Origin of the sequence: Deinococcus frigens DSM 12807, assembly GCF_000701425.1 — a bacterium.
Lineage (GTDB): Bacteria > Deinococcota > Deinococci > Deinococcales > Deinococcaceae > Deinococcus > Deinococcus frigens.
Genome location: NZ_JNIW01000019.1, coordinates 45,711 through 66,322 on the forward strand (window position 1 = coordinate 45,711; position 20,612 = coordinate 66,322).

Here is a 20,612-nt window from a genome sequence, read left to right on the forward strand (position 1 = left end):
AGAGGCTGGCGTTCCCCGGCACCACAGCATCAAACACCTCCTCTTTCAATTCGGGGGGGCGTTTAGGATTCGGGCGGTTCTATTCCTCGCCGTCTGACAGTTCAGACAGAAACTGCGAGAGGTACTTCAGGTACGATTGCCGCCCCCCGGCTTTTTGCCACGTTTTGATGGACGAGCGCAGCCGGTTGATGATCTGCCGCATTTCCTCGGCGCTGACCGGTTCGGTGGGTAGGATGTTGTCCGGGCGGCCCACCAGCATTTCCGTGATGGGCAGCACGGCATCATGCACACTGGCGCGCGGGCCGTCGAGCTTGCCCGGCTTGAAGTCGTGCGCGGTGGCCTCTGCCCGGTAGCGCCGCGCCAGCTCCTCATAGGCGGCGTCCACCTGAGCGTCGGTCAGTTCAGGGTGTTCGTCGTACACGCTAGATACGGCCAGTTCGATGTTCAGCAGTTGATTCTCGTATTTGTCTGTGAATTCGCTCATCGCAACTTCTCCCTGATCCAGCCCGCCAGCTCGCTGATCTTCACGCGCTCCTGCGCCAGCGTATCGCGGTCCCGCACGGTCACGGTGTCTTTCAGGGCCGCGTCTCCACTCTCGTTCTGCCCAATGGTGTCGAAGTCCACCGTCACGCAGTACGGCGTTCCCACTTCATCGTGGCGGCGGTACGCCTTGCCGATGTTGCCGCTGTCCTCGTACAGCACGCGGCCCAGGCCCAGGCCCTGCAACTCGGCCTTGATGGCCTTGGCCACCGTCGTGATTTCCTCGCGGTTGCGGGCCAGCGGAATCACGGCCACCTTGATGGGGGCCAGATGCGGCTTCAGCTTCAGCACGATGCGCTCGTTGCCGTTTTGCAGCGTTTCTTTTGTAAAGGCCTCGCTCAGCACCGCCAGCAGCGCGCGGTCCACCCCTGCCGACGGCTCGATCACGAACGGCACCACGGGCTTGTTGGTGTCCGGGTGCGGAATGGTCAGCTTGGCCACGGAGTCGTTGTTCTCGGTCACGCTGGCCACCAGGTTCAGCTCGGATTGCGACTTGGTGTGAGACCCCAGATCGTAGTCGCTGCGGTTGGCGATGCCCTCGATTTCCTCGTGGCCCAGCGTGGGGTAGTCGTACATCAGGTCATAGGTGCGCTTGGAATAGTGGGCCAGGTCCTCGGGCGGCACGTCCAGAATCTCGATCTTGCTGCGCGGCACGCCCTGCGCTTCCCACCACGCCAGGCGCTTATCGAGCCAGTGCTGATGCCAGTCCTCGTCGGTGCCGGGAACGCAGAAGAATTCGATCTCCATCTGCTCCAGCTCGCGCACGCGGAAGATGAAGTTGCGCGGCGTGATCTCGTTCCTGAACGCCTTGCCGATCTGCGCGATGCCAAAGGGCAGGCGGCGGCTGGTGCTGTCCACCACGTTCTTGAAGTTGGTAAAGATCCCCTGCGCGGTTTCCGGGCGCAGATAACCGTAGCTCTCCTCGTCCGCCACCGGGCCGATGGTGGTCTTGAACATCATGTTAAAGGGCTTCGGTTCGGTCCAGTCGCCCACCTCGCCGGAAAAGGCGTCGCGCACTCCCGCCGCTTTCAGAACCTCGGAAGCCTTCGCGGGCTGCTTAATCAGCGCCGCCACCACCGCCGGAAAGTTGGCCGCGTCCTCGCCGATGCCCTGGGCAACCCTCTCGATCACGTCGGCCTTTTGGTCTTTCACCAGATGATCCAGGCGGTAGCGCTTGTTGTTCTTCCTGTTGTCCACCATCGGGTCAGAAAACGTTGCCTCGTGGCCGCTGTGGCGCAGCACCAGGCGGTGCATGATGATGCTGGAATCCAGCCCCTCCATGTCGTCTCGCTCGTAGACATTGGCGCGCCACCACGCGGCTTTGATGTTGTTCTTCAGCTCCACACCGAGGGGGCCGTAGTCGTAAAAGCCTTGCAGGCCGCCGTAGATCTCGGACCCCTGAAAAATAAAGCCCCGGCGTTTGCACAGGCTGACCAGTTCTTCCATCGAGTTTGCGGGCATAGTGCGTCCTCCTTTACGGGCCTCGCCCCGCTGGAGGGCAAAAAACACCCCAGACGGCACCTGCTCAGCCCGTCTGGGGACGCGAAAAACTCCGCGCGGTTCCACCCCAGTTCCAGCGCACGGCGGTCTGCCGGGACTGGCCCTCTTTGAAACTTCAACAGCTCCCCGCCGCCCTTCACGCGCTGCCGCCCACCTGACTTCCACCGTCTCAGGCTCGCTCTCTGGGCCACACACGCGCTACTCCTGCGGATCAACGCTTGAAGGGCATTGTGGCGCGGGGCGGGGGAGGGGGTCAAGTCCAGATGGGCGGCGCTGGGGAAGCGCTGCGGGGAAGCGCTGCATCCTGCCGGGCCACCCGGACCCAGGGGGCCATAAAAAACATGCAAAAGGCCGCCGGGTCAGAACTCCCGGCAGCGTGACCTAGCCCCTTGATCTGTGCAGATGGGCGGGCGATGGACCCCGGCTTGATTTGGCGGCGGTTTCTTGACTGCGGTTCCTTGGCGGCGGTTACTTGACGGCGTTGATGCGCTGGCCCACCGTGGGGGTGATGGTTCCCAGTTTCTGAACGTACTCCAGCAGCACCAAGGCGTCGGGTTCGCGCGTCACGCCCTGCCCGTCGGCCAGCATGGTGTACTCGTCGCCGCCCTCGTTGGTGAAGTCCGGCAGGGCCAGGGTATAGGTGGCGCTGTCGTTCTGAATGGCCGCCCCGCTGTCGAGCTTGACGCTGACCACCCGTGAGCCGACAGGCTTGCTGACGTCATAGCTGTACGAGAAGCCCGAGATTTGCAGGAAGCGTCCGCTGGAGCCGGGCAGCGCCGAGACGCTGTTTTCCAGCACGGCGTAGAGTTGCGAGCCGGTGACGCTGCGCGTCACGACAGTATTGCCGAAGGGCAGCACGCTGTAGATGTCGCCCTTGACCACGTCGTAGGGCGGTCCGGGCTGGTAGCCGGGCGCGGGGCGGCGCAGGGTCTTGTCCTGCGGCGCGTAGCTGGACGGCAGGGAACTGCGGATGGCCCCGCCGTTCACAATCGCCAGTTGGGTGCTGTAGCGGGTGCGATAGGCGTCGGCGATCAGGTCACCCAGCGCAACTTCTCCCAGGCGCTCGATGTTGTTGCCGCGCGGGAAGACATCGGTGGCCACCCCGATCTTGCCGTCGAGTTGCGCGGCCAGTTGGGTGCGGTAGGGAGCCAGCACCTCCACCACCGCCGGGTCGGGCGTGACCTCGCTGGCAAAGGGGGTCACGAAGGTGTTGGCCGCCCTGGTCACGCTCTTGGTGGCCGGGTCATAGGTCAGGCTGACCCTGGCGTAACTGGCCCCCTTGCTCAGGTTCTCCACCACCAGCGCGCCGCCGATGGTGCCGCTGTACTGCTGGTTGGTGTGGTCGCCCAGGATCACGTCGAAGCCCTGAAGGCTCCTGGCCAGGTCAAGCAAGGGGCCGCTGACCGTCCCCTCGATAGGGTCCTTGGCGTTCACACCCATATGCGTCAGGACCACGAAGACCTGAGCGCCCTCAGCTTTGGCGGCGGCGCGGGCCTGGGTGGCGGCGGCCACCGGGTCCGTGACCTGGATGGTCCCGAAGGCGCTGGGCGACACCAAGGTGGGCGCTTCGGGATTGGTCAGGCCGATCACGGCGACCTTCACGCCGCCGACTTCAAAGATCTTGTAGGGCTGCACCTTGTTGAGGTTGCTGCTGAGATTACTCAGGTTGGCCGACAGGTACGAGAAATTGGCCTTGTCGATCAGCGTCTGCAAGAAGGCCGTTCCCCTGTCGAAGTTGTGGTTGCCCAGGGTATCGGCGTCGAAACCCATGGCGTTCATCGCCAGCACGGCGGGAACCTCACCAAAAAAGCCTGCCAGCGGCGGCGAGCCTCCGAAAGCGTCCCCCGCAGTCAGGGTCAGGGTGTTGGGGTTCTCGGCCCGGTCTTTCTTAAAGTACGCGCTCAGGACCGCCGCCCCGCCCACTTCTTTCGAGTCGATGGTCAGCGGATCGAGTTGTGCGTGCCAGTCCGAGACGTCGAGCAGTTGAATGGTCACGGGCGGCCCCGGCGGGAGCGGGGGGGCGGGTTCAGGAGCACAGGCAGCCAGAAGCAGGGTCAGGGCAAACAGGGAAAAGGCCTTTGTGTGCATATTTTCTCCTCCAATCGACTGAGGTCTGTGGTGCAGTTGAACCTGGTAGCGCTGAGACTGCTGCGCAGAGGGCGCTCGGTTCCAGACCTTCCGTACAGTTTCACACAATGTACACCGGTCTGGAGCGGGGCCTCGCGAACGTCGGCAAGTTCTGCGGCCACTCGCCCTTGTCGTCTGAAATTGTGCAGATGTTGTGTCCGCCCCAGGTCAGCCGGGGGCCTGTATCTCTCCGGGCAGACAGTGGCGGAGGTGTCTGCTTTGGCCCAACTGGACGAGGTGTGATGCGGACTCCGCTTGTTTCGTGGATGAACCGCGATAGCGCCGGTTCGTCCTCTCCACGTCCAGGACCCATTTTTCTACCTTCCGTTCTCGTCTCTCACAGACGCCCACCGGAACGCTGTCCCTTCCGCCCGGTTTCCAGGTGTGTTCGCCGCCTTTTAATCGTCGTCCTTCTGGTAGCTCTGCGCTGTGTGGTCTGCACTCGCAGCGGTTGCAAGTGTGGGGCCAAGCCTATGGGGGCGCTGCTCAGCCAGGTTCCGCCCCTGGCCGCCCCGTCTTGCGGTCAACCTCAATCCACCCGGACCACCTGCGCCGTCAACTCTCCCTGGTCGCCGACGTGCATCAGCGCCAGCCTGCGCTGGGCCGGGTGCAGATCGAGCTGGTAGGCAGGCATGTCCTGAGTGTCCAGCAGCGTCCAGAGGTCCGGCGTTTCCATGTGGCCGTGCAAACTGGCGATCAGGCCGTCACCCAGCAGCGGCAGCGAGCGCAGGCGGCTGCCGTAGCCGCTGCCTAGCCCCAGCGGGAACCACACCACGTCGTCCTGCGCGGCGCTGGGCGTCAGATTGTCGGCGCAGTCCTGTCCGCTCAGGGAGCGTGACAGACTGGGCCGCGTGGCATGTGACAGCAGCACTCCCGCGCCCGGTGGCCCGATGGTCAGCCACAGCCGCCCGCGTTCGCGCAGCCAGCGCAGATCGTCGGCCAGTTTGCCCGCCTCGCCCTTGCCCTGCCAGGCATAGGAGGCCGCCGCTTCCCTGCCGCCCACGCGCCACCACACGTCCATCAGCGGGCGGTGATCGTCCAGCACGGTGGCCAGTGCCATGACCTCGTGGTTGCCCAGCAGCACCTCGGCGCGGCCCATTTCGGCCAGGTGCCGGACGGTCTGCATGATGGCGCGGGAGTCGTCGGGGCTGCCGGGGGCGTCTTTCGCCTTGCGGGCCAGACGGCGGCGCGGCGAGTCGTCTATCAGGTCGCCCAGAAAGGCCAGCCGCGCCCCTGGATGCTTTGCCGCCACTTTGAGCGCCGCGTCCAGCCGGGCCGCGTGGCCGTGCAAGTCGGGAATGACCAGCCATGAGCCGTCCCACTGCGCGGGCGTCCAGGGTGGGAGGGCCGGGGCGCTCAGAGCTGTGGCACCTGCGGCATGACAAAACCCCGCCGCGCGGCCTCCGAATCCAGCGCCCCGGCGTCGTAAAACGGGCCGAGCAGCTTAAATCGCCCCTCCCAGTCCAGCAGATCGGCGTTCTGTTCCGCGAATTCCTCCCAGCCTTGCCCCGCCTGGCGGCGTTCCAGGACTAGAAAAAAATAAATGGTGGTCAGGGTGGCGTTGTACTTGTCGGTCAGGTTCAGCCGCTGGGCCAGGGCCAGCAGGCCGCCGTTAAAGGTGGCCAGGGCCTCCAGCGCCGACGATTCTTTGAGCAGTTGCTAAGCCAGGTGAATGTGGGCCGGGTGGCCGAAGCGTCCGTGCCGGGCCACGCAACGCCCCAGCAGGCGGTCAAAGCGGGCGTGGGCGGGTTGTGCTGCCGATTCGTTCACTCCAGCAGCATAGCCAGAGCTGTGGGTTCCTCATGTCCTCAACCTCACGGTTGCGGGTGCGAGTGGGCGGCGCGGGGTCAGCGGGGACGCAGCAGCGCGAGGCCCACGGCACGGACGGGCAGGCGAGTCAGGCGCACGCCGAGGGTTGTCCGGGCGTGGCCGGGATGCAGCGGCGGCAGGGTGTCCCAGCCGCACCAGGCGGCGTCGGTGGTCTCCAGGGTGGGGCGGGGTTCGCCTCATAGGCGTCCTGCGCGGAGGTCAACCCGGCCAGGGCCAGGCCCCGGAGTTCGTCTGCAATCAGGGCCGGTGAGGACACCCGCAAAGTGCAGCGGTCCTGAGTCCTTTGCTCAGGCCGCGCTGACCTGCCGTCCGCCGCCTGTAAAACTGACCGCCAGCAGCGCGGCCCCGATCACCCCGATCACAATTGCCCCCCACACGAAGCCCTGTGCGGGGTGGGCGGCGGGCGCGGCCAGCAGCAGCGGACTTAGAACTGGCCCAGGAAGATGGCGCTGCTCATGCCCGCCACAATGCGCCCGCGCCACGCCCGTGGGGTCAGCTCGGCCAGCCAGGTGTACAGACTGGGCAGGGCCAGCCCGCCGCCCAGTCCGGCGACGATCAGGCCCGGCAGCACCCCGGAAATGCTGCTGCCCGCCGACACCACGCCCCAGCCCGCCGCCAGCAGCAGTAGCCCCAGTCCCGCCACTCGGCGGTGATCGAAACGCCCCGCCAGGCCCGAGTAACCCGGTGCCGTCAGGGCCGCCGTCAGCGTGAAGACGCCCAGCAGCAACCCGGTAGAGGCCGGAGACGCCCCCAGGAATTGCAGCAGAAACGGCCCCTGCGCGGGCATCAGGTAAAAGACCACCATGTACGCCAGCGCCAGAAGATAAATGACGGCGATGGTTCCCCAGCGCGGTTTTTCCTCTGCTTCATCCGTCTGTACCGGGCCGGGGACGCCGCGCGGCAACCGCAGCACCAGCGGCAGCAGCAGCAATGAGATCAGGTACAAGGCCGAACGGCGCACGCCAGCCGACCCCCGCCAGCAGCCCGCCCAGCGGCAGCAGCACCGCGCCGCCGAAACTGGTAAAGGACGCCTGCTGACTCAGGAACTTACCGCGCGCCGCACCCGTAAAATAGTCGTTGACCAGTGCGCCGCCCGCCGTCATGGTCCCGACCCCCGCCAGCCCCAGCACCACGCGGCCCACGAGCAGCGCGTCCAGCGACGAGATCACCAGGCCGCTGGCCCCACCCAGCGCGTACAGCAGCAACGAGCCGATCAGCACGGGCCGCCGCCCGAAGCGGTCTGCCAGGATGCCGCCCAGCGGCGCGCTCACGGCAATCGCCAGCCCCACGGTGGTCAGCGAGAGCTTGACCAGCAGCCCCACGTTCGGGTGACCCGCAAAGTGAAGCTGCATAGCGGGCAGCGCGGGCGCGATGGTGGCCCCCGACATGATGGTCAGCGCCGCCAGCAGCAGCAGGGTCAACCGGGTCAGGCTGTCGGGTGCGGGAGTGGCGTGCGGTTCAGAGGAGGGCGGCGCAACCGCTGAACTGGAAGCGGTTGAAGTCGTCCGGGTCATGCCCGCAGTATAGATTGAAAAAGACAAGCGGTTTGGGAATTAAAGTTATTCTTCATGGATCAAGTGCTGCCCGAAGAGGCAACACAGGGCGCGTTTCCCTTCGGAGTGCCCTCCGGCAGCACCCAGATTTTCCGGAAGCTGACCTTGCTGGCGTGGTCTTGCAGCACGGTTGGCCCCGGCGTCTCGGCTTCCGGGTCACCCAGCAAGGTGGGGGAACTCAGGGCCACGTCGTCCTGAATCCTCTCGCCGTTGAGGTCCACCGTGGCGCGGGCGTCCCCGGGGTTCTGGCCGCCCTGTCAGCGCGCGGCGCGGAACTGGATGTCGTAACTCTGCCAGGTGCCCGGCGGCAGGGCGGCGTTGCGGCTGGCGGGAAGGCGGAATTCCAGATGCAGCCGGAAGTTCCCGGAGCTGTCGCGGGTGCGGACGTCGGTGGTGGCCTGGGGCTTGCCGCAGCATGCCGAGACCGGCGTGGCGCAGGCCCCGGCGGGTGGCCCCGGCAGGTGGAACGCGCCCGTGATATCGGCTGGAACATGGGGAATATGGGCTGGGCAGGACTGGGCAGGGCGGCGCGAGGGTTGAAGGGGGTGTCGGGCAGGGGTCTTCTCCTTGCATAAAGGTGAAGATGAAACGCAGGTGGCCTCCTGGACCAGGACGGTGGGGAGCAGAATTCAGGCGCGGCCCGGCGATCAGGTCCGTGCGACACGGTCTACCCATGATTCTTCAGTTCAGTGAAAGAATCTGTGCTGCGCGGCTTGGATTTCTTGGGACCATATTGCGCGTTCCCCGGCCCGGCCCCGCCGGTGTGCGGTTCAGGGCAGGATTTTCCCCGGATTCAGCAGCCCTGCCGGGTCCAGCAGCGCCTTGACGCCGCGCATCAGCTCCAGCGTGTCACCGTGTTCGCGGGCCAGATAGCCGCGCTTGTGCAGGCCGACGCCGTGTTCGCCGGTGCATGTGCCGCCGCGCGCCAGCGTCTCGGTGATCATCGCGTCATACACGGCGTTGACCCGCGCCCACGTCTCCGCGTCGTCCGGCGGCGCGTGGAACAGCACATGGAAGTTGCCGTCCCCGACGTGCCCTACGATGCTGGCGTCCAGCTCAGCCGCATCCGCCTGCTGGCGCGTGAACTCCACCACCTCGGGCAACTGATGCAGCGGCACGCACAGGTCGGTGGTCATGTTGACGTGACCGGGATGCAGCGCGGTAAGGGCGTAATAGGCGTGGTGACGCGCCTCCCACACCCTGGCGCGCTCCTCGGCGCTGTGGGCGGCGTGCAACCCGGTTCCGCCCGCGTCCGTGACCAGTTCGCGGCACAGCTCCAGCGCCTCGGCCAGCGCCGCCGAACTGGGCGAGGCCAGCTCGATCCAGAGGGTGGGCGCTTCGGGAAACTCGGTGCCCTTGTGGACATTGACGGCGTGAATCTGGCGCTCGTCGATCAGCTCCAGCCGTTCGGGTTGCAGCGCCGCGCCCATGATGTCCACCGCCGTGCGGGCAGCGGCCCCCAGCGTCTCAAAGTTGGCCCGCAGCACCACCAGATGGGCGGGCAGCGGCCACAGCTTGACCGTCAGCTCGGTGATCACGCCCAGCGTGCCCTCCGCGCCGATGAACAGGTTCTTGAGGTCATACCCGGCGCTGGTCTTGCGGGCCTTGCTGCCCACCCGGATGACCTCGCCGGAAGCCAGCGCCACCCGCAGTTCCAGCACGTTGTCGCGCATGGTGCCGTAGCGTACCGCCGCCGTGCCGCTGGCATTGGTGGACGCCATGCCGCCCAGACTGGCCTCCGCGCCGGGATCGACGGGGAAGAAGAGGCCCAGGTGGCGCACCTGACGGTTCAACTCCGGATAGGTCACCCCTGGCTGGACGGTGGCCTGAAAGCCGCCCGCCGCCACCTCCAGCACCGCCTTCATGCCGCTCACGTCCAGCGACAGCCCGCCGCGCACCGGCACCACCTGACCCTCCAGACTGCTGCCCACCGCGAAGGGCACCACCGGAAAACCGTGTTCGCAGGCCAACTGGAGCGCGCCCACCACATCCGCCTCGCTCTGCGCGAACAGGACGGCGTGTGGCGAGGCAAATTCCTGGCGGCTCTCGTCGCGTCCATGAGATTCAAGCGTGGCAGTAGTGGTGTCGAGTTGCGTGCCGAAGCGGGCTTGCAGGGCGGTCAGGGCGGCGGGCGAAAGGGTGTCTGGGCGCGGGAGTTGGGTGGTCATGGGCGGCTCCTATCAACGAGGGCTGTTGCGGGTGGCAAGCGCTGCGGTGTCGCCTGCCTTCCCCTTCCACTCTCCCCCGCAACGAAGGGGAAGCGACAAACTCTGTTCTGACTCTAAGCGTTCTGACCTCTGGACATTCAGACCCTCTCCGCCCCCACCAGGTCCCGTTGCCAACTGTTCAGCAGCTCCAGCGCCTGCATGGGCGTCAGGCGGCCTAGGTCCAGCGCGGCCAGTTCGCGGGTCAGGCGGCCATCGTCGCTGCCGGTGTTCAGGGCGGTCAGCAGGCGGGCGGCGCGGGCGGTCACGGGGGCGGGAAGGCCTGCCAGGCGCGCGACTTCCACGCCGTAGCTCTGGCGTGCCGCGCCGGGAATGACTTGGTGGTAAAAGGTCAGGCCGCGCCCGCCCCCGTCTGGCCGCTCGTCCTCCTCGGCGGCGACATGCAGGTTGATCAGGCCGGGATGCTCGCCCTCCAGCCGGGTCAGCTCGAAGTAATGGGTAGCAAACAGCGTGTGCGCGCCGGTGGCGTGTAGATGTTCCAGCGCCGCCTGCGCGATGGCCAGGCCGTCTAGCGTGGAGGTGCCGCGCCCCACCTCGTCCAGTATGACCAGGCTGCGGGCCGTGACGCCGTGCAGGATGGCGGCCAGCTCCGACATCTCCACCATGAAGGTGCTGCGCCCCCCCGCCAGATCGTCCGACGCGCCGATCCGGGTGTGAATGGCGTCGTAGACAGGCAACTCGGCCCCGTCGGCGGGCACAAAGGAGCCGATCTGGTGCAGCAGCGCGCAGATGGCGACGGTTCGCAGGTAGGTGGACTTGCCCGCCATATTCGGCCCGGTCAGCAGCAGTGTGGTGCGGCCCGCGCCCAGGGTGGCGTCATTGGGAACGAACTTGCCGCCTGTGGCCTGCTCCACCACCGGGTGCCGGGCCTGGGTCAGGTGCGCGCCGCCGTCTGCGGTCTGCGGGCGGGTCCAGCCGCAGTCCACAGCAATTTCAGCCAGGGCCGCCAGCACGTCCAGCTCGGCCAGCGCCCCCGCTGCCTCCGACAGGGCCTCGGCGTGGGCGGCCAGGCTGTCGCGCAGCTCGGTAAAGACTTCCAGCTCCAGCCGCCCCGCCGCCGCCTCCAGCCGGGCGATCTCGCGTTCGCGTTCGCGCAGATCGGGGCGCGTGAAGCGGGCGCGGTCCTTGAGGGTGGCGATCTGGCGGTAATCGGGCGGCACCTTGCTCAGGTGCGGCCCGGTCACCTCCAGGAAATAGCCGAAGACGTTGTTGAAGCCGACTTTCAGGTTGCCGATGCCGGTGCGCGTCCGCTCGGAAATCTCCAGCTCGGCCAGCCAGGCGCGGTGGCCCACCGCCCCGTTTCGCAGGTCATCCAGGCCGCCGTGAAAGCCGTCGCGGATCAGGCCGCCGTCCCCGGCCCGGATGGGCGGATCGTCCACCAGCGCGGCGCGGATGCGGGTCACGACTTCGGGCAGTCCGGCCAGGCGGGCGCGCACGCCGCCCAGCAGACCGTCGGTGCCGTCCAGCAAGCGCACCGCCTCGGGCAGCAGCTCCAGCGTGCGGGCCAGCGAGGCGACTTCGCGGGGGGTGGCGCGGCGGGTGGCAACCCTCGCCGACAGGCGTTCCAGATCGTGCGCGCGGTACAGCAGCGAGCGCACCCCGCCGCGCAGATCGGCGGCGCGGGTCAGGGTGGTCACGCCGTCCAGGCGGGCGCGGATGCTCAGTTCATCCAGCAGCGGGGCGCGCAGCCAGGCCCGCAACCTGCGCCTTCCGCCCGCCGTGCGGGTTTGGCACAGCACGTCCATCAACGTGACGCCGCCCGGAGCCTGCGCGGTGAACAGCTCCAGCGCCCGCACCGCCGCTTCCGGCAGGCGCATGTGCGCCCCTGGCTCGAAGCGCACGGCGCGGCGCACCATCCCCAGCTTGCCCTGCTGCGTCACGCGCGCGTAGCCCAGCACTGCCCCGCAGGCCCGCCGCAGCGCCGCCGAGGTCAGGCTGCCCGGCACCTCGCCCAGCACGGCTTTCAGCTCATCGCAGCAGCCCGCCTCCTCGAAATTGGCCGGGGAGAGCATCACTGGAAAGCGGGTCTGGAAATCGGAGAGCAGCGCCGGATTTCCCGACAGTTCGGGGGCCAGCAGCACCTCGCGCGCCCGCCAGCGCGACAGCTCGTCGTACAGCGCCGAACGGGTGTGGAAGGCGGCGCACCTGAACTCGCCGGTGGACACGTCCAGCAGGGCCAGCGCGTAGCCGTCGCCGGTCGCCACCGCCGCCAGATAGTTCTCGTCGGCGCTCAGGTGGCGTTCCTCGGTGACGGTGCCGGGGGTCAGCAGTTGCGTGACCTTGCGCTCCACCAGCCCGCTGCCGGGTTCCTCCATCTGATCGGCCACCGCCACGCACACGCCCGCAGAGAGCAACCGCTCCACATTGCTGTCCAGCGCCCGCAGCGGAATCCCGGCCATCGGGGTGCTGAAGTCCTTGCTGCTCTTGTGGGTCAGCGCAATTCGCAGCAACCGGGCGGTGCGCTCGGCGTCCTCGCCGAAGGTCTCGTAAAAGTCGCCCACCTGAAACAGCAAGATGGCGTGCGGGAGCTGCGCGGCCACCTCGTCGCGCATGTTCACATACTGCTCCAGCATCGGCGGCAGCGCCCCGTTGCCCGTTCCCTTGAGTACATTCTGAGCCACCCGCATATGCCGGGCAGCATAGCGGGCGGAAGTTGGGGGCATGGGAAGTTGGGCGGCAATAGCGGAGAAAAAGCCCCGCGCGAGGGCAGGACCGGAACTTTCCAGAGCGCCGAATTCAAGGCGTCAGATCTTAAGCGTCACAGATCCTAAACGTCACAACCCAGCGCCCTCAGCAGCTCAAGCTCAGTGATAGGCGGCGCACTGGAACGCGAACGCAGCGGTTGCCTGACGGGCTGGCTGACCATTACGGGAAGCGGCTGCGGGGCAGGGTGCAGGGGGGCAAAGAAGGAACGAAAACGGCGAATCCACTCATTCATGGCAGACACCTCGTCGGGGACGATCCAAGACAAAAGAGCTGAGACAAACGAAAGTGATGGATCTCGTATAATTTGCTGACAGTGTGAATTTTATCTTATCTGTGGGCCAGAGACTGTTCACACTTCACACTCTAATCATCGAAATTTCACATTCCGGTTATTTTTCCGGCAGGCCGGGTGCCCCCAGCGGCGGTCCCGTAACATGGGCAGATGGCCTACGATCCCCGCATGGGTTACGACCCGGAGCGCCGACTGACCGACGGCGACGTGCATGACCTCAAGCCCGCCGGGTGGTGGGGCGACGACGGCATGCTGTTCCGCGAATTCGCCTTTGGCAGCTACCGGGCCGGGGTGGACTTCGCCGTGCAGGTGGCGGCGCTGGCCGAGGAACGGGGGCATCATCCGGACATCCACATCTTTTACAAACGGGTCAAGCTCAATTACTTCACCCACGACGCGGGCGGCGTGACGGAGGCCGATATCGCAGGCGCGCAGGCGGTCAACGGTCTGTTTGATCTGGCGGCCAAACCGGAAGGCGGCGCTGAGAGTTGAAACTCAGTATTCCCGACGCCGATATTCTGTGGGACGGCCTATCCCTCGCGCGGCGGCACGAGGGGGTGCTGACGGTGGGACTGGAGCATCTGGACGAGATGAACCATGTCAACAACACGGTCTATCTGGTGTGGTGCGAGCAGACCGCCCGCGCCCACGCGGACCGGCTGGGTATGGGCACAGACGCCCTGCGCGCGCTGGGCGCGGTGCCGGTGGCGCGGCAGCACGTCATCAATTACCACCGCCCGGCCTTGCTGAGAGACCGGGTACGGGTCCGCACGGCGCTGACCGTCCACGCGGGCCTGCGGAGCGTGCGTGCCTATACCATCGACCGCGTTAACGACGGCGATCCACCCAGGGGCGGCCTGCGCCTGGCCGAGTGTCAGACCGAGTGGGTCTGGGTGGACCCTGGCACGGGCCGTCCCAAGCGCGCGCCCGCCGAGGTGATTCACCGCTTCGGTTTTGGCCCCCGGGACCAGGATAAATGAGGCTTTTTTCACGCGAATGAGGTCTTGAATCTTCACGCTCCGCCGATCTCGAAGAAGCCCCGACGCTTTGTTGTTTTCCAGATGACACAGCGCGATATTCATCCCTTTCAGTCAAGGGAAACCGATCTTTTGTTGCACTTCAGACACCTCGAGTCCAGAATGGGGATCTATGAAACTGCGGACGCTGGGGGGCCTGTCCGTGGAGGGGATCACTTTCCGCAGGCAGAAGGTGCTTTTGCTCCTGGCATACCTGTGTGCCGAGGGACCGCAGCCGCGCCGCCGCCTGGCCGATCTGTTCTGGCCGGACGCCGCCAACCCCATGAACAGTCTGGCGCAGCATCTGGTGCATCTACGCTCGCTGCCCGGTGCGGTGCAGGAGCAGGGCAGCCGGGTCGAGGCGGGCGCGGGGGTGCTCTGCGACCTGAGAGAGCTGCGTGAACTGGCCCACGGCGGTGAACTGGCGCGGGCCACGGCGCTGTACGGCGGTCCCTTTCTGGATACCCTGAACATCCCGCTGGGCGCGGACTTAGAGGAATGGATCTATGAGACCCGCGAGGCACTGGCCCGCGAGGTCCGGGGCCTGTGGCTGAATAAGGCAGCGGCGGCGGCGGCGCATGGACGTGCGGCGAGGGCCGGGGAACTGGCCGCCCACGCCCTGAATGTCAGGGGCGCACCGCCCCCCGATGAACTGGAACTGCCCCGATTGCACCACCTGCTGCATCTGGCCGGGCATCCGCTGGCCGAGGGTGTCGGGCGCGAGGCGCACGCGCTGGGCCTGACGCTGGGGGTGGCCCCTGGCCTGTCGGACGCGCCATTCCTGGGCCGCGAGGAGGAATTGAGCCAACTGTCGCGTCTGGGGGCCGGGGAGGTGGCCTGGGTCAGCGGTCCCGGCGGCATGGGCAAGAGCGCCTTGCTGCTGGCGCTGGCCCGTGCGGGCGGCTGGACCGTCCTCCAGGCCCGCGCGGACCGTCCGTACGGCACGCTGGAGCCGCTGGCCCGGGGAGAAATGCCGATCAATCCCGCCGCCCCACTGGCCCTCCTGCGCGATCCGGCCCTGCGCGTGGCGGTGGACGACTGGGAGGGTGCGGATATGGCCACGCAGGCGGCCCTGGCCCTGGCCGCCCGCCAGCGTCCCGGCGCGGCGCTGCTGGTGGTCTCGCGCCGCCACCCGCCCTTTGGCGTGGACCTGCATCTGGAGTTGGGGCTGCTGTCCAGTGAGGCCCTGGAGGATCAGCCGGGGCTACACGCCCTGACCGACGGCCACCCCACGCTGGTGGGCGCGGTGCTGGCGGGCGAGGCGCTGGACGGACGCCAGGGGGCCAGAATCCGCGCCCTGCCCACGGCGGCCCGCGACGCCTTCCTGCTGCTGGCCCTCCAGGAAACGCCGGATCTGCGCGCCACGGCCCGCGCGCTGGGCCTGAGCGCCGCCGACTTTGCCCTGACTCTGAGCCACCTGACCGTGGAGGGCCTGACCCGTGAGACGGGGCAGGTCTACGCCGCCGCCGCCGCCCGCGAGAAGATCGAGCGCATTCACGTCCACGCCCACCTGCTGCACCTCAAGCTGGCCCGCGTTCTGCCTGGGGCTGCCGCCTGGCCCCACTACGCGGTTGCCCGTGACCTGTGGGAGGATGCCGACGAGGACCGCGCTGCCCATACGGCAGCCCTGCGCGCCGAATACCTGCTGGAACGCGGTTACCCCGGCGAGGCTGTGGCGCTGCTGGACATCTTCACCGAGCGCCCCGAACTGGCCGTCCCGCACGCCTGGGCCTTGCTGGGGGCGGGCCGCTATGCCGAGGCGCTGGCCCGCCTGCAAAAGCTGGAGCCTGCCCGGCAGGCCGATGGGGCGGTCACGGTGGCCCGCGCCACCGCCCTAGTGCGCCTGGGCCGCCACGAGGAAGCTGCCGCGCTGGCAAAGGAGGTCCGGGGCAGCGGGCCAGAAGCTGCGCGGGCGGCAAGTGTGCCCAACATTCAGGAGTCCTGGGACGAGGCCCGACGCTACGCCCAGATCGCCGCCGATCTGTGGCAGTTGGGCGGCAATCAGGAGGAGCGCCTGAATGAACTGGTGCTGGTGGCGAAAATGAAAGTGCGTCTGGGCGCTGCGCCCGCCGAGGCGTTTGGAGAAGTGCTGGACGAATCCAGGGGGTTGCCCAGCGTTAGGGGAACGGCGCTGGTGAATTACGCCCAGGTGCTGATCGACGCCGGGCAGGCCGAGGTGTCCGACGCGGTCATGGAGGAGGCGATCTTGGAGCTGACCAAGGCGGGGGATCAACTGGGGCTGGCCTCGGCTCTGGGCAATCTGGGAGTTCGCCGACATTTGCAGGGGAAGCTCCATGAAGCCGCCGAACTTTACCGGACCACCTTGAACCACCTGCGGGGAACTGGGGCCATTCGCCAGATGGGCCTGACCCTGAGCAATCTCAGCGAGATCGAGGGTGACCTGAGCGCTTTCGAGGACACCCTGGAAATGCTCGTCCGGGCCGGGCAGACCGAGCTGGTAGACCACATTCGGCGCAATGCCAGGATCGTCGCCGCGCCGAACACCCGTTCCCTGCGCTCCTGAAAACCGATCATGCCCTGATCACGCCCTGGAATGCACAGTAATTCCTGGAGGTTAAAAATGGTTAAAAATACGCTCAGGCTGGTGCGGTGGCGGTGGGTGGCCGGATGGTTGTGCGTGATGTTGCCGTTGGCGGCGGGAAACGCAGCGGCCCAGAGCGCGCAGGTCCGGGGTTCGTCGGTCAGCGCCCAAATGCAGGTCCGCCTGTTCCCCCAAGTGGCGGCTCCCGGCGATACGGTCTGGATCACCAACGTGCCGCGTGGGGGAGTAGAGAAGGGCGGGCTGCGGGTAGGCGGTCAGCTCACGGCATATACCACCGATCCAGTTTCCGGCTGGCTGCGGTTCACGGTTCCCGAAAAGGCGGGCGGTGGCCCGCAGTCCGTCGGGTTTACAGACACCGATTTTCAGAGGAGCCTGATGCTGAGTCTGACGGTGCTGCCCCCGGAGTCGGCGGCGCAGGACACCGTGGCGTACCTGCCGCCTGATCTTCAGGTCGAGTTCCCGAAGCTGTACCGACAGCGGCTGGAGCAACTGCTCAGCGGCTGCCAGCGCTCCTGCCCACCCGAACTGACCGTGACCATCAAATCGCTCGCGTCGCTGGAAATTCCGGCCCCGCAACCCCTGACACCGGGCCGCCAGCCCCGGAAGTCGGCCCTCCCGTCCGCCCAGGTTACCGGTCTCCGGGTGCCCACCCTGCCGCCCCGGACCACTGTGAACCCGAACCTGAGCCTGAAAAACCTGCTCCGGCCCCCAGCCTTTCAGCCGCGTTCCGGCGATTTCTGCGGCCAGGTGGCTGCCCTCCTGCCCATTTCCGGGCTGCCGACGGGACAGGTCATCTCGCTACTGAACTTGCTCTTCGGTGGCATGTTGGGCACTGATCCATCTACCTACGGCCATCCCACCCAATCCCAGGCCCCCTACCAAGACGGGCCTCCCGCAACGATCATCCAGACCTTCTTGGACCGGCCCACCGGCAGCGGCAAGGGCGTGGTGATTCATGTGCTGGATACGGCCAGCAACACAGAAGACCCGTTCGTGACGCCCGGTCTGGTGAACTATTACAATGTGAAGTACCCCGACTCGCCCTTCAAACCCACGCGGCCTTTCCACGGCTCCATCGCCGGACAGGTGGCCCAGACCGTCGCCCCCGGCGCGGCGCTGGATTACCACAAGGTCTGCGACAAGAACGGCGTCTGCTCCACCCTCGACACCGTCAAGGCCCTGTGCGCCGTGGCGGAGGAAGCCCGTCACGGCGGCAAACATGTGGTCAGCCTCAGCGTGGGCGGCGCGTATCCGGCGCTGGGAGTGCAACTGGCCCTGCGCGAAGTGGCGGCGGCGGGTGTCCCCACGGCAGCCTCCTATGGCAACCGTGACGACTGCGAAGGGCTGGTCAAAGGGGACCGCTGCAACCACTATCCGGCGGACTGGAGCGCCAACTTCGCCGTCTCGCGCAGCCGCAACGCCCCCACCATGCTGCTGAGCGTGGCGGCCTGGGACATCGCCACCCTACAGACAGCGACCTACAACCGGGGCGTGGGCAATCCCGGCCTGATCAGCCTGCCCCCCAGCGTGCAGGCCCCCGGCGAATTCTGGTTTGGCGGGTGGCCCTACTTCGGCACCAGCTTCGCCGCGCCGGTGGTGGCGGGCGTGCTGGCCGACTGGATGGCCTGCAAACCGGGCGTGCCGTTCCTGCCTTACGTGAACACGCCGGGGCAGTTGCCACTGCCGCAGAGCGTGGTTCGGGCCTGTCCGTAACCGGGATGTAGAACCAGCAGCAAGCCCCTCTTCCACACCGGAGGAGGGACTGTTTAGAGGAAGGATTTAGACGCTGATCTCGGCAAAGCGCGCATTCTCCTGAATGAACAGCTTTCTGGGCGCGACCTCGTTGCCCATCAGGTCCTCGAAGACCTCGTTGGCGACGATCAGGTCCTCGATGCCCACACGCTTCATGGCGCGGGTTTCGGGGTTCATGGTGGTGTCCCACAACTGGTCGGCGTTCATCTCGCCCAGGCCCTTGAAGCGCTGGATGTCGTACTTCTTGCCCTCCTTGTTGGCGCGGGCGACGTGTTGCTTCAGATCTGCCTCGTTGTACAGGTACACGCCCTTCTTCTCGCGGCCCACCGTTAGGCGATACAGCGGCGGCTGTGCGATGTACAGATATCCGGCCTCCACGACGGGCCGCATGTAGCGGTAGAAGAAGGTCAGCAGCAGCGTAGCGATGTGGCCGCCGTCCATGTCCGCGTCGGTCATGATAATGATCTTGTGGTAGCGCAGGTTGGACAGGTCAAAGTGCATCCGGTCTCCGGTCCCCTCCACGCCCGCACCGATGGCGGCGATCAATGCCCGGATCTCGGCGTTTTTAAGGATCTTGTTCAGCTCGGACTTTTCCACGTTCAGGATCTTGCCGCGCAGGGGTAAGATGGCCTGGAAGCGGCGCTCGCGTCCGCCCTTGGCGCTGCCGCCCGCGCTGATGCCCTCCACGATAAACAGCTCGGACTCGGCGGGGTCCTGGCTGGAGCAGTCGGCCAGCTTGCCGGGCAGGTCGTCGTTTTCCAGCGGGTTGCTGCGGCGCACGATGTCTCTGGCCTTGCGGGCGGCCTCGCGGGCGCGGGCGGCCTCGGCAGCCTTTTCCACGATGGTCTTGCCGACCTTGGGGTTCTCTTCCAGGAATTCGGCGAACTTCTCGCCCACCACGGCGTTCACTGCCGTCTGTGCCTCGCTGTTCAGCAGCTTGACCTTGGCCTGCGACTCAAACTGCGGCTCGCCGAGCTGCACGCTGACCACGCAGTAAATCCCTTCCAGCAAGTCGTCGCCGCTGGGAACCGGGTTCCCGGACTTGATCATGTTCTTATCCTTGGCGTACTTGTTCAGAATGCGCGTGTAGGCGGTCTTGAAGCCGGTCAGCGGCGTGCCGCCGTCGCGGGTGCGGATCATGTTGGCGTAGGTCAGGATGTTGTCCGACGAGTAGGTGTTGGCGTGGATAAAGGCGACTTCCACGATCACGTCGCTGTGGGTGCCGCGCATCACGATGGGCTGGTCATACAGCAGCTTGGTGTCGTCGGTGACCAGCGCACGGGCGAAGTTGGAGATGCCGCCCTGCTCGTAGAAGACTTCCTCGCGGACCTCTCCGGCGTGCAGTTCGGTGCGCTCGTCGCGGACCACGATCTTCAGGCCGGTCAGGTACGCCAGCTCGCGCAGGCGGCCCCGGATGCGGTCATAGGAAAAGGCGTTGTCGAACTCCTTGAACACGCCCGCGTCGGGGTGGAAGCTGACTTTGGTGGCCCAGCTCACGTCACCCGGCGTGTCGCCCAGCACTTCCAGCGGTGTGGTGACCACGCCCTGCTCGAAGCGGATGTGGTGCAGCTTGCCGCCCTTGTTGACGGTCACGTCCAGATAGGTACTCAGGGCGTTGACCACGCTGGAGCCGACGCCGTGCAGGCCGCCGGACACCTTGTACGCGCCCTGGCCGAATTTGCCCCCGGCATGCAGCTCGGTAAAAATGACCTCGATGGCGGGGCGGCCCTCGGACTCCATCATGTCTACGGGAATGCCGCGCCCGTTGTCGGTGACGGTGGCGCTGCCGTCGGCGTGCATGATGACGTGGATCTCGTCGGCGAATCCAGCCGTGCCCTCGTCGATGGCGTTGTCGATGATCTCGGTCAGCAGTTGGTGGTAACCGTCGATGCCCGTGCCGCCCTGCACATACATGCCGGGGCGCTTGCGAACGGCTTCCAGGCCCTTGAGGACGGAGATATCGGCGGCGGTATACTGGGCATCCGGGCCACCTGCAACGCGGGATTGGGCTGGAGCGGCATTCTGATTTTCAGTTCTGGTCATGAGACTCCTGCGGCGCGGACCCATTTCTGACGCGGGACCGCGTTCAAAACTGGAGGGTGGAATTTGAAAGTACGGGGGGCGCTGCGTGCGCCTTTTATCGCTTCCAAGTATACTACAACAGTTGAAATTGGTCAATCAAATTACGTATGTAGCAGAATCAGCGTCTGTGGTTTAGAGGGTTTGGAAAGGCCGTGCTGGTGGGGCTTTGTCGGGTGCCTTGGAGAGTCTCAGACAGAGACAGTTTCTGACGCAGACTGGAGACGGAACTGGGACATCTTGTGTGGTGCTGGTGTAGGCCCGGCGGCCTCTGTCCCCGCCGCTTCGCAGCATGCCGCCCCCGCAGGGACCGGGTAGGTGGACCGAATATGTTACCCCGTTTAGGGCTTGGTGAGATTGTGGGCAATGACGGCCAGGACGACGCGCAACCGCAATGAGGCCAGCGTTTTGGTCTGAACAGACCGAATC

Annotated in this window: 17 protein-coding genes and 1 pseudogene; 6 read left to right on the plus strand and 12 right to left on the minus strand. The window is 66.4% G+C overall.

The features are described from left to right. Nucleotides 1-79: 79 nt before the first annotated feature. The 4 genes from Q322_RS0109315 to Q322_RS0109330 form a co-directional block, all read right to left on the minus strand. Nucleotides 80-484: a hypothetical protein gene (locus tag Q322_RS0109315; RefSeq protein ID WP_051668388.1), complete on the minus strand. Its 405-nt coding sequence runs from the start codon at nucleotides 482-484 to the stop codon at nucleotides 80-82. Further along, nucleotides 481-2,001, minus strand: coding sequence for a glycine--tRNA ligase (locus Q322_RS0109320; RefSeq protein WP_029477641.1), 1,521 nt, complete (start codon nucleotides 1,999-2,001; stop codon nucleotides 481-483). Before Q322_RS0109320 ends, Q322_RS0109315 begins: the two co-directional genes overlap by 4 nt. A gap of 507 nt (nucleotides 2,002-2,508) precedes the next feature. Next, a complete protein-coding gene (locus Q322_RS0109325) occupies nucleotides 2,509-4,128 on the minus strand; it encodes a bifunctional metallophosphatase/5'-nucleotidase (RefSeq protein ID WP_029477642.1) in 1,620 nt (539 codons plus the stop codon). A 568-nt stretch (nucleotides 4,129-4,696) separates the two neighbouring features. After that, nucleotides 4,697-5,527 carry a metallophosphoesterase gene (locus tag Q322_RS0109330; protein WP_156952975.1) on the minus strand — a complete coding sequence of 277 codons (831 nt, stop codon included), beginning with the start codon at nucleotides 5,525-5,527 and terminating at the stop codon, nucleotides 4,697-4,699. Here Q322_RS0109330 and Q322_RS0109335 point away from each other — a divergent pair. After that, nucleotides 5,476-5,700, plus strand: coding sequence for a hypothetical protein (locus Q322_RS0109335; RefSeq protein WP_029477644.1), 225 nt, complete (start codon nucleotides 5,476-5,478; stop codon nucleotides 5,698-5,700). The two genes, Q322_RS0109330 and Q322_RS0109335, sit on opposite strands and share 52 nt — an antisense overlap. A 269-nt stretch (nucleotides 5,701-5,969) precedes the next feature. Beyond that, nucleotides 5,970-6,179, plus strand: a complete 210-nt coding sequence (locus Q322_RS23250; RefSeq protein ID WP_156952976.1) for a hypothetical protein — start codon at nucleotides 5,970-5,972, stop codon at nucleotides 6,177-6,179. Between the two features lie 105 nt (nucleotides 6,180-6,284). On the opposite strand, the gene Q322_RS24500 is transcribed toward Q322_RS23250, so the two are convergent. The 6 genes from Q322_RS24500 to mutS all read right to left on the minus strand — a co-directional run bounded on the left by Q322_RS24500 (nucleotide 6,285) and on the right by mutS (nucleotide 12,402). Further along, the gene (locus Q322_RS24500) at nucleotides 6,285-6,479 is read right to left on the minus strand and encodes a hypothetical protein (protein WP_245593201.1); all 195 of its coding nucleotides are present in this window, start codon (nucleotides 6,477-6,479) and stop codon (nucleotides 6,285-6,287) included. Beyond that, the gene (locus tag Q322_RS24505) at nucleotides 6,422-6,958 is read right to left on the minus strand and encodes an MFS transporter (protein ID WP_245593199.1); all 537 of its coding nucleotides are present in this window, start codon (nucleotides 6,956-6,958) and stop codon (nucleotides 6,422-6,424) included. The genes Q322_RS24500 and Q322_RS24505 overlap by 58 nt, the downstream gene beginning before the upstream one ends. Next, a complete protein-coding gene (locus Q322_RS24510; RefSeq protein WP_245593200.1) occupies nucleotides 6,864-7,511 on the minus strand; it encodes an MFS transporter in 648 nt (215 codons plus the stop codon). Before Q322_RS24510 ends, Q322_RS24505 begins: the two co-directional genes overlap by 95 nt. A gap of 59 nt (nucleotides 7,512-7,570) precedes the next feature. Further along, entirely contained in the window at nucleotides 7,571-7,771 is a 201-nt protein-coding gene (locus Q322_RS0109345; RefSeq protein WP_029477645.1) for a LamG domain-containing protein, read from the minus strand. Nucleotides 7,772-8,320: 549 nt separating this feature from the next. Beyond that, entirely contained in the window at nucleotides 8,321-9,718 is a 1,398-nt protein-coding gene (locus Q322_RS0109350) for an FAD-binding oxidoreductase (RefSeq protein ID WP_029477647.1), read from the minus strand. Between the two features lie 137 nt (nucleotides 9,719-9,855). After that, nucleotides 9,856-12,402: a DNA mismatch repair protein MutS gene (gene mutS / locus Q322_RS0109355; protein WP_034418136.1), complete on the minus strand. Its 2,547-nt coding sequence runs from the start codon at nucleotides 12,400-12,402 to the stop codon at nucleotides 9,856-9,858. A 521-nt stretch (nucleotides 12,403-12,923) separates the two neighbouring features. Here mutS and Q322_RS0109360 point away from each other — a divergent pair. The 4 genes from Q322_RS0109360 to Q322_RS0109375 all read left to right on the plus strand — a co-directional run bounded on the left by Q322_RS0109360 (nucleotide 12,924) and on the right by Q322_RS0109375 (nucleotide 18,065). Further along, nucleotides 12,924-13,265 carry a 4a-hydroxytetrahydrobiopterin dehydratase gene (locus tag Q322_RS0109360; protein ID WP_051668389.1) on the plus strand — a complete coding sequence of 114 codons (342 nt, stop codon included), beginning with the start codon at nucleotides 12,924-12,926 and terminating at the stop codon, nucleotides 13,263-13,265. Next, the gene (locus tag Q322_RS0109365) at nucleotides 13,262-13,753 is read left to right on the plus strand and encodes an acyl-CoA thioesterase (protein ID WP_029477651.1); all 492 of its coding nucleotides are present in this window, start codon (nucleotides 13,262-13,264) and stop codon (nucleotides 13,751-13,753) included. The genes Q322_RS0109360 and Q322_RS0109365 overlap by 4 nt, the downstream gene beginning before the upstream one ends. Before the next feature lie 169 nt (nucleotides 13,754-13,922). After that, a complete protein-coding gene (locus Q322_RS0109370) occupies nucleotides 13,923-16,313 on the plus strand; it encodes an AfsR/SARP family transcriptional regulator (protein ID WP_029477652.1) in 2,391 nt (796 codons plus the stop codon). Nucleotides 16,314-16,370: 57 nt separating this feature from the next. After that, a complete protein-coding gene (locus Q322_RS0109375; protein WP_029477653.1) occupies nucleotides 16,371-18,065 on the plus strand; it encodes a S8 family serine peptidase in 1,695 nt (564 codons plus the stop codon). A gap of 66 nt (nucleotides 18,066-18,131) precedes the next feature. Here Q322_RS0109375 and Q322_RS0109380 read toward each other — a convergent pair whose 3' ends face one another. Both Q322_RS0109380 and Q322_RS23255 read right to left on the minus strand, forming a co-directional pair. Further along, on the minus strand, nucleotides 18,132-20,147 hold the full coding sequence (locus Q322_RS0109380; protein WP_029477654.1) for a DNA topoisomerase subunit B: 2,016 nt from the start codon (nucleotides 20,145-20,147) through the stop codon (nucleotides 18,132-18,134). A 377-nt stretch (nucleotides 20,148-20,524) separates the two neighbouring features. After that, nucleotides 20,525-20,612 (minus strand): annotated as a pseudogene (locus tag Q322_RS23255) (IS982 family transposase); the annotation flags it as partial.

Bases quoted from the DNA above. Each gene is read 5' to 3' on its own strand.
- Q322_RS0109315 (WP_051668388.1), bottom strand. From the start codon at position 484: ATGAGCGAATTCACAGACAAATACGAGAATCAACTGCTGAACATCGAA.
- Q322_RS0109320 (WP_029477641.1), bottom strand. From the start codon at position 2,001: ATGCCCGCAAACTCGATGGAAGAACTGGTCAGCCTGTGCAAACGCCGG.
- Q322_RS0109325 (WP_029477642.1), bottom strand. From the start codon at position 4,128: ATGCACACAAAGGCCTTTTCCCTGTTTGCCCTGACCCTGCTTCTGGCT.
- Q322_RS0109335 (WP_029477644.1), top strand. From the start codon at position 5,476: ATGAGCCGTCCCACTGCGCGGGCGTCCAGGGTGGGAGGGCCGGGGCGC.
- Q322_RS23250 (WP_156952976.1), top strand. From the start codon at position 5,970: ATGTCCTCAACCTCACGGTTGCGGGTGCGAGTGGGCGGCGCGGGGTCA.
- Q322_RS24510 (WP_245593200.1), bottom strand. From the start codon at position 7,511: ATGACCCGGACGACTTCAACCGCTTCCAGTTCAGCGGTTGCGCCGCCC.
- Q322_RS0109350 (WP_029477647.1), bottom strand. From the start codon at position 9,718: ATGACCACCCAACTCCCGCGCCCAGACACCCTTTCGCCCGCCGCCCTG.
- mutS (WP_034418136.1), bottom strand. From the start codon at position 12,402: ATGCGGGTGGCTCAGAATGTACTCAAGGGAACGGGCAACGGGGCGCTG.
- Q322_RS0109360 (WP_051668389.1), top strand. From the start codon at position 12,924: ATGGCCTACGATCCCCGCATGGGTTACGACCCGGAGCGCCGACTGACC.
- Q322_RS0109370 (WP_029477652.1), top strand. From the start codon at position 13,923: ATGAAACTGCGGACGCTGGGGGGCCTGTCCGTGGAGGGGATCACTTTC.
- Q322_RS0109375 (WP_029477653.1), top strand. From the start codon at position 16,371: ATGGTTAAAAATACGCTCAGGCTGGTGCGGTGGCGGTGGGTGGCCGGA.
- Q322_RS0109380 (WP_029477654.1), bottom strand. From the start codon at position 20,147: ATGACCAGAACTGAAAATCAGAATGCCGCTCCAGCCCAATCCCGCGTT.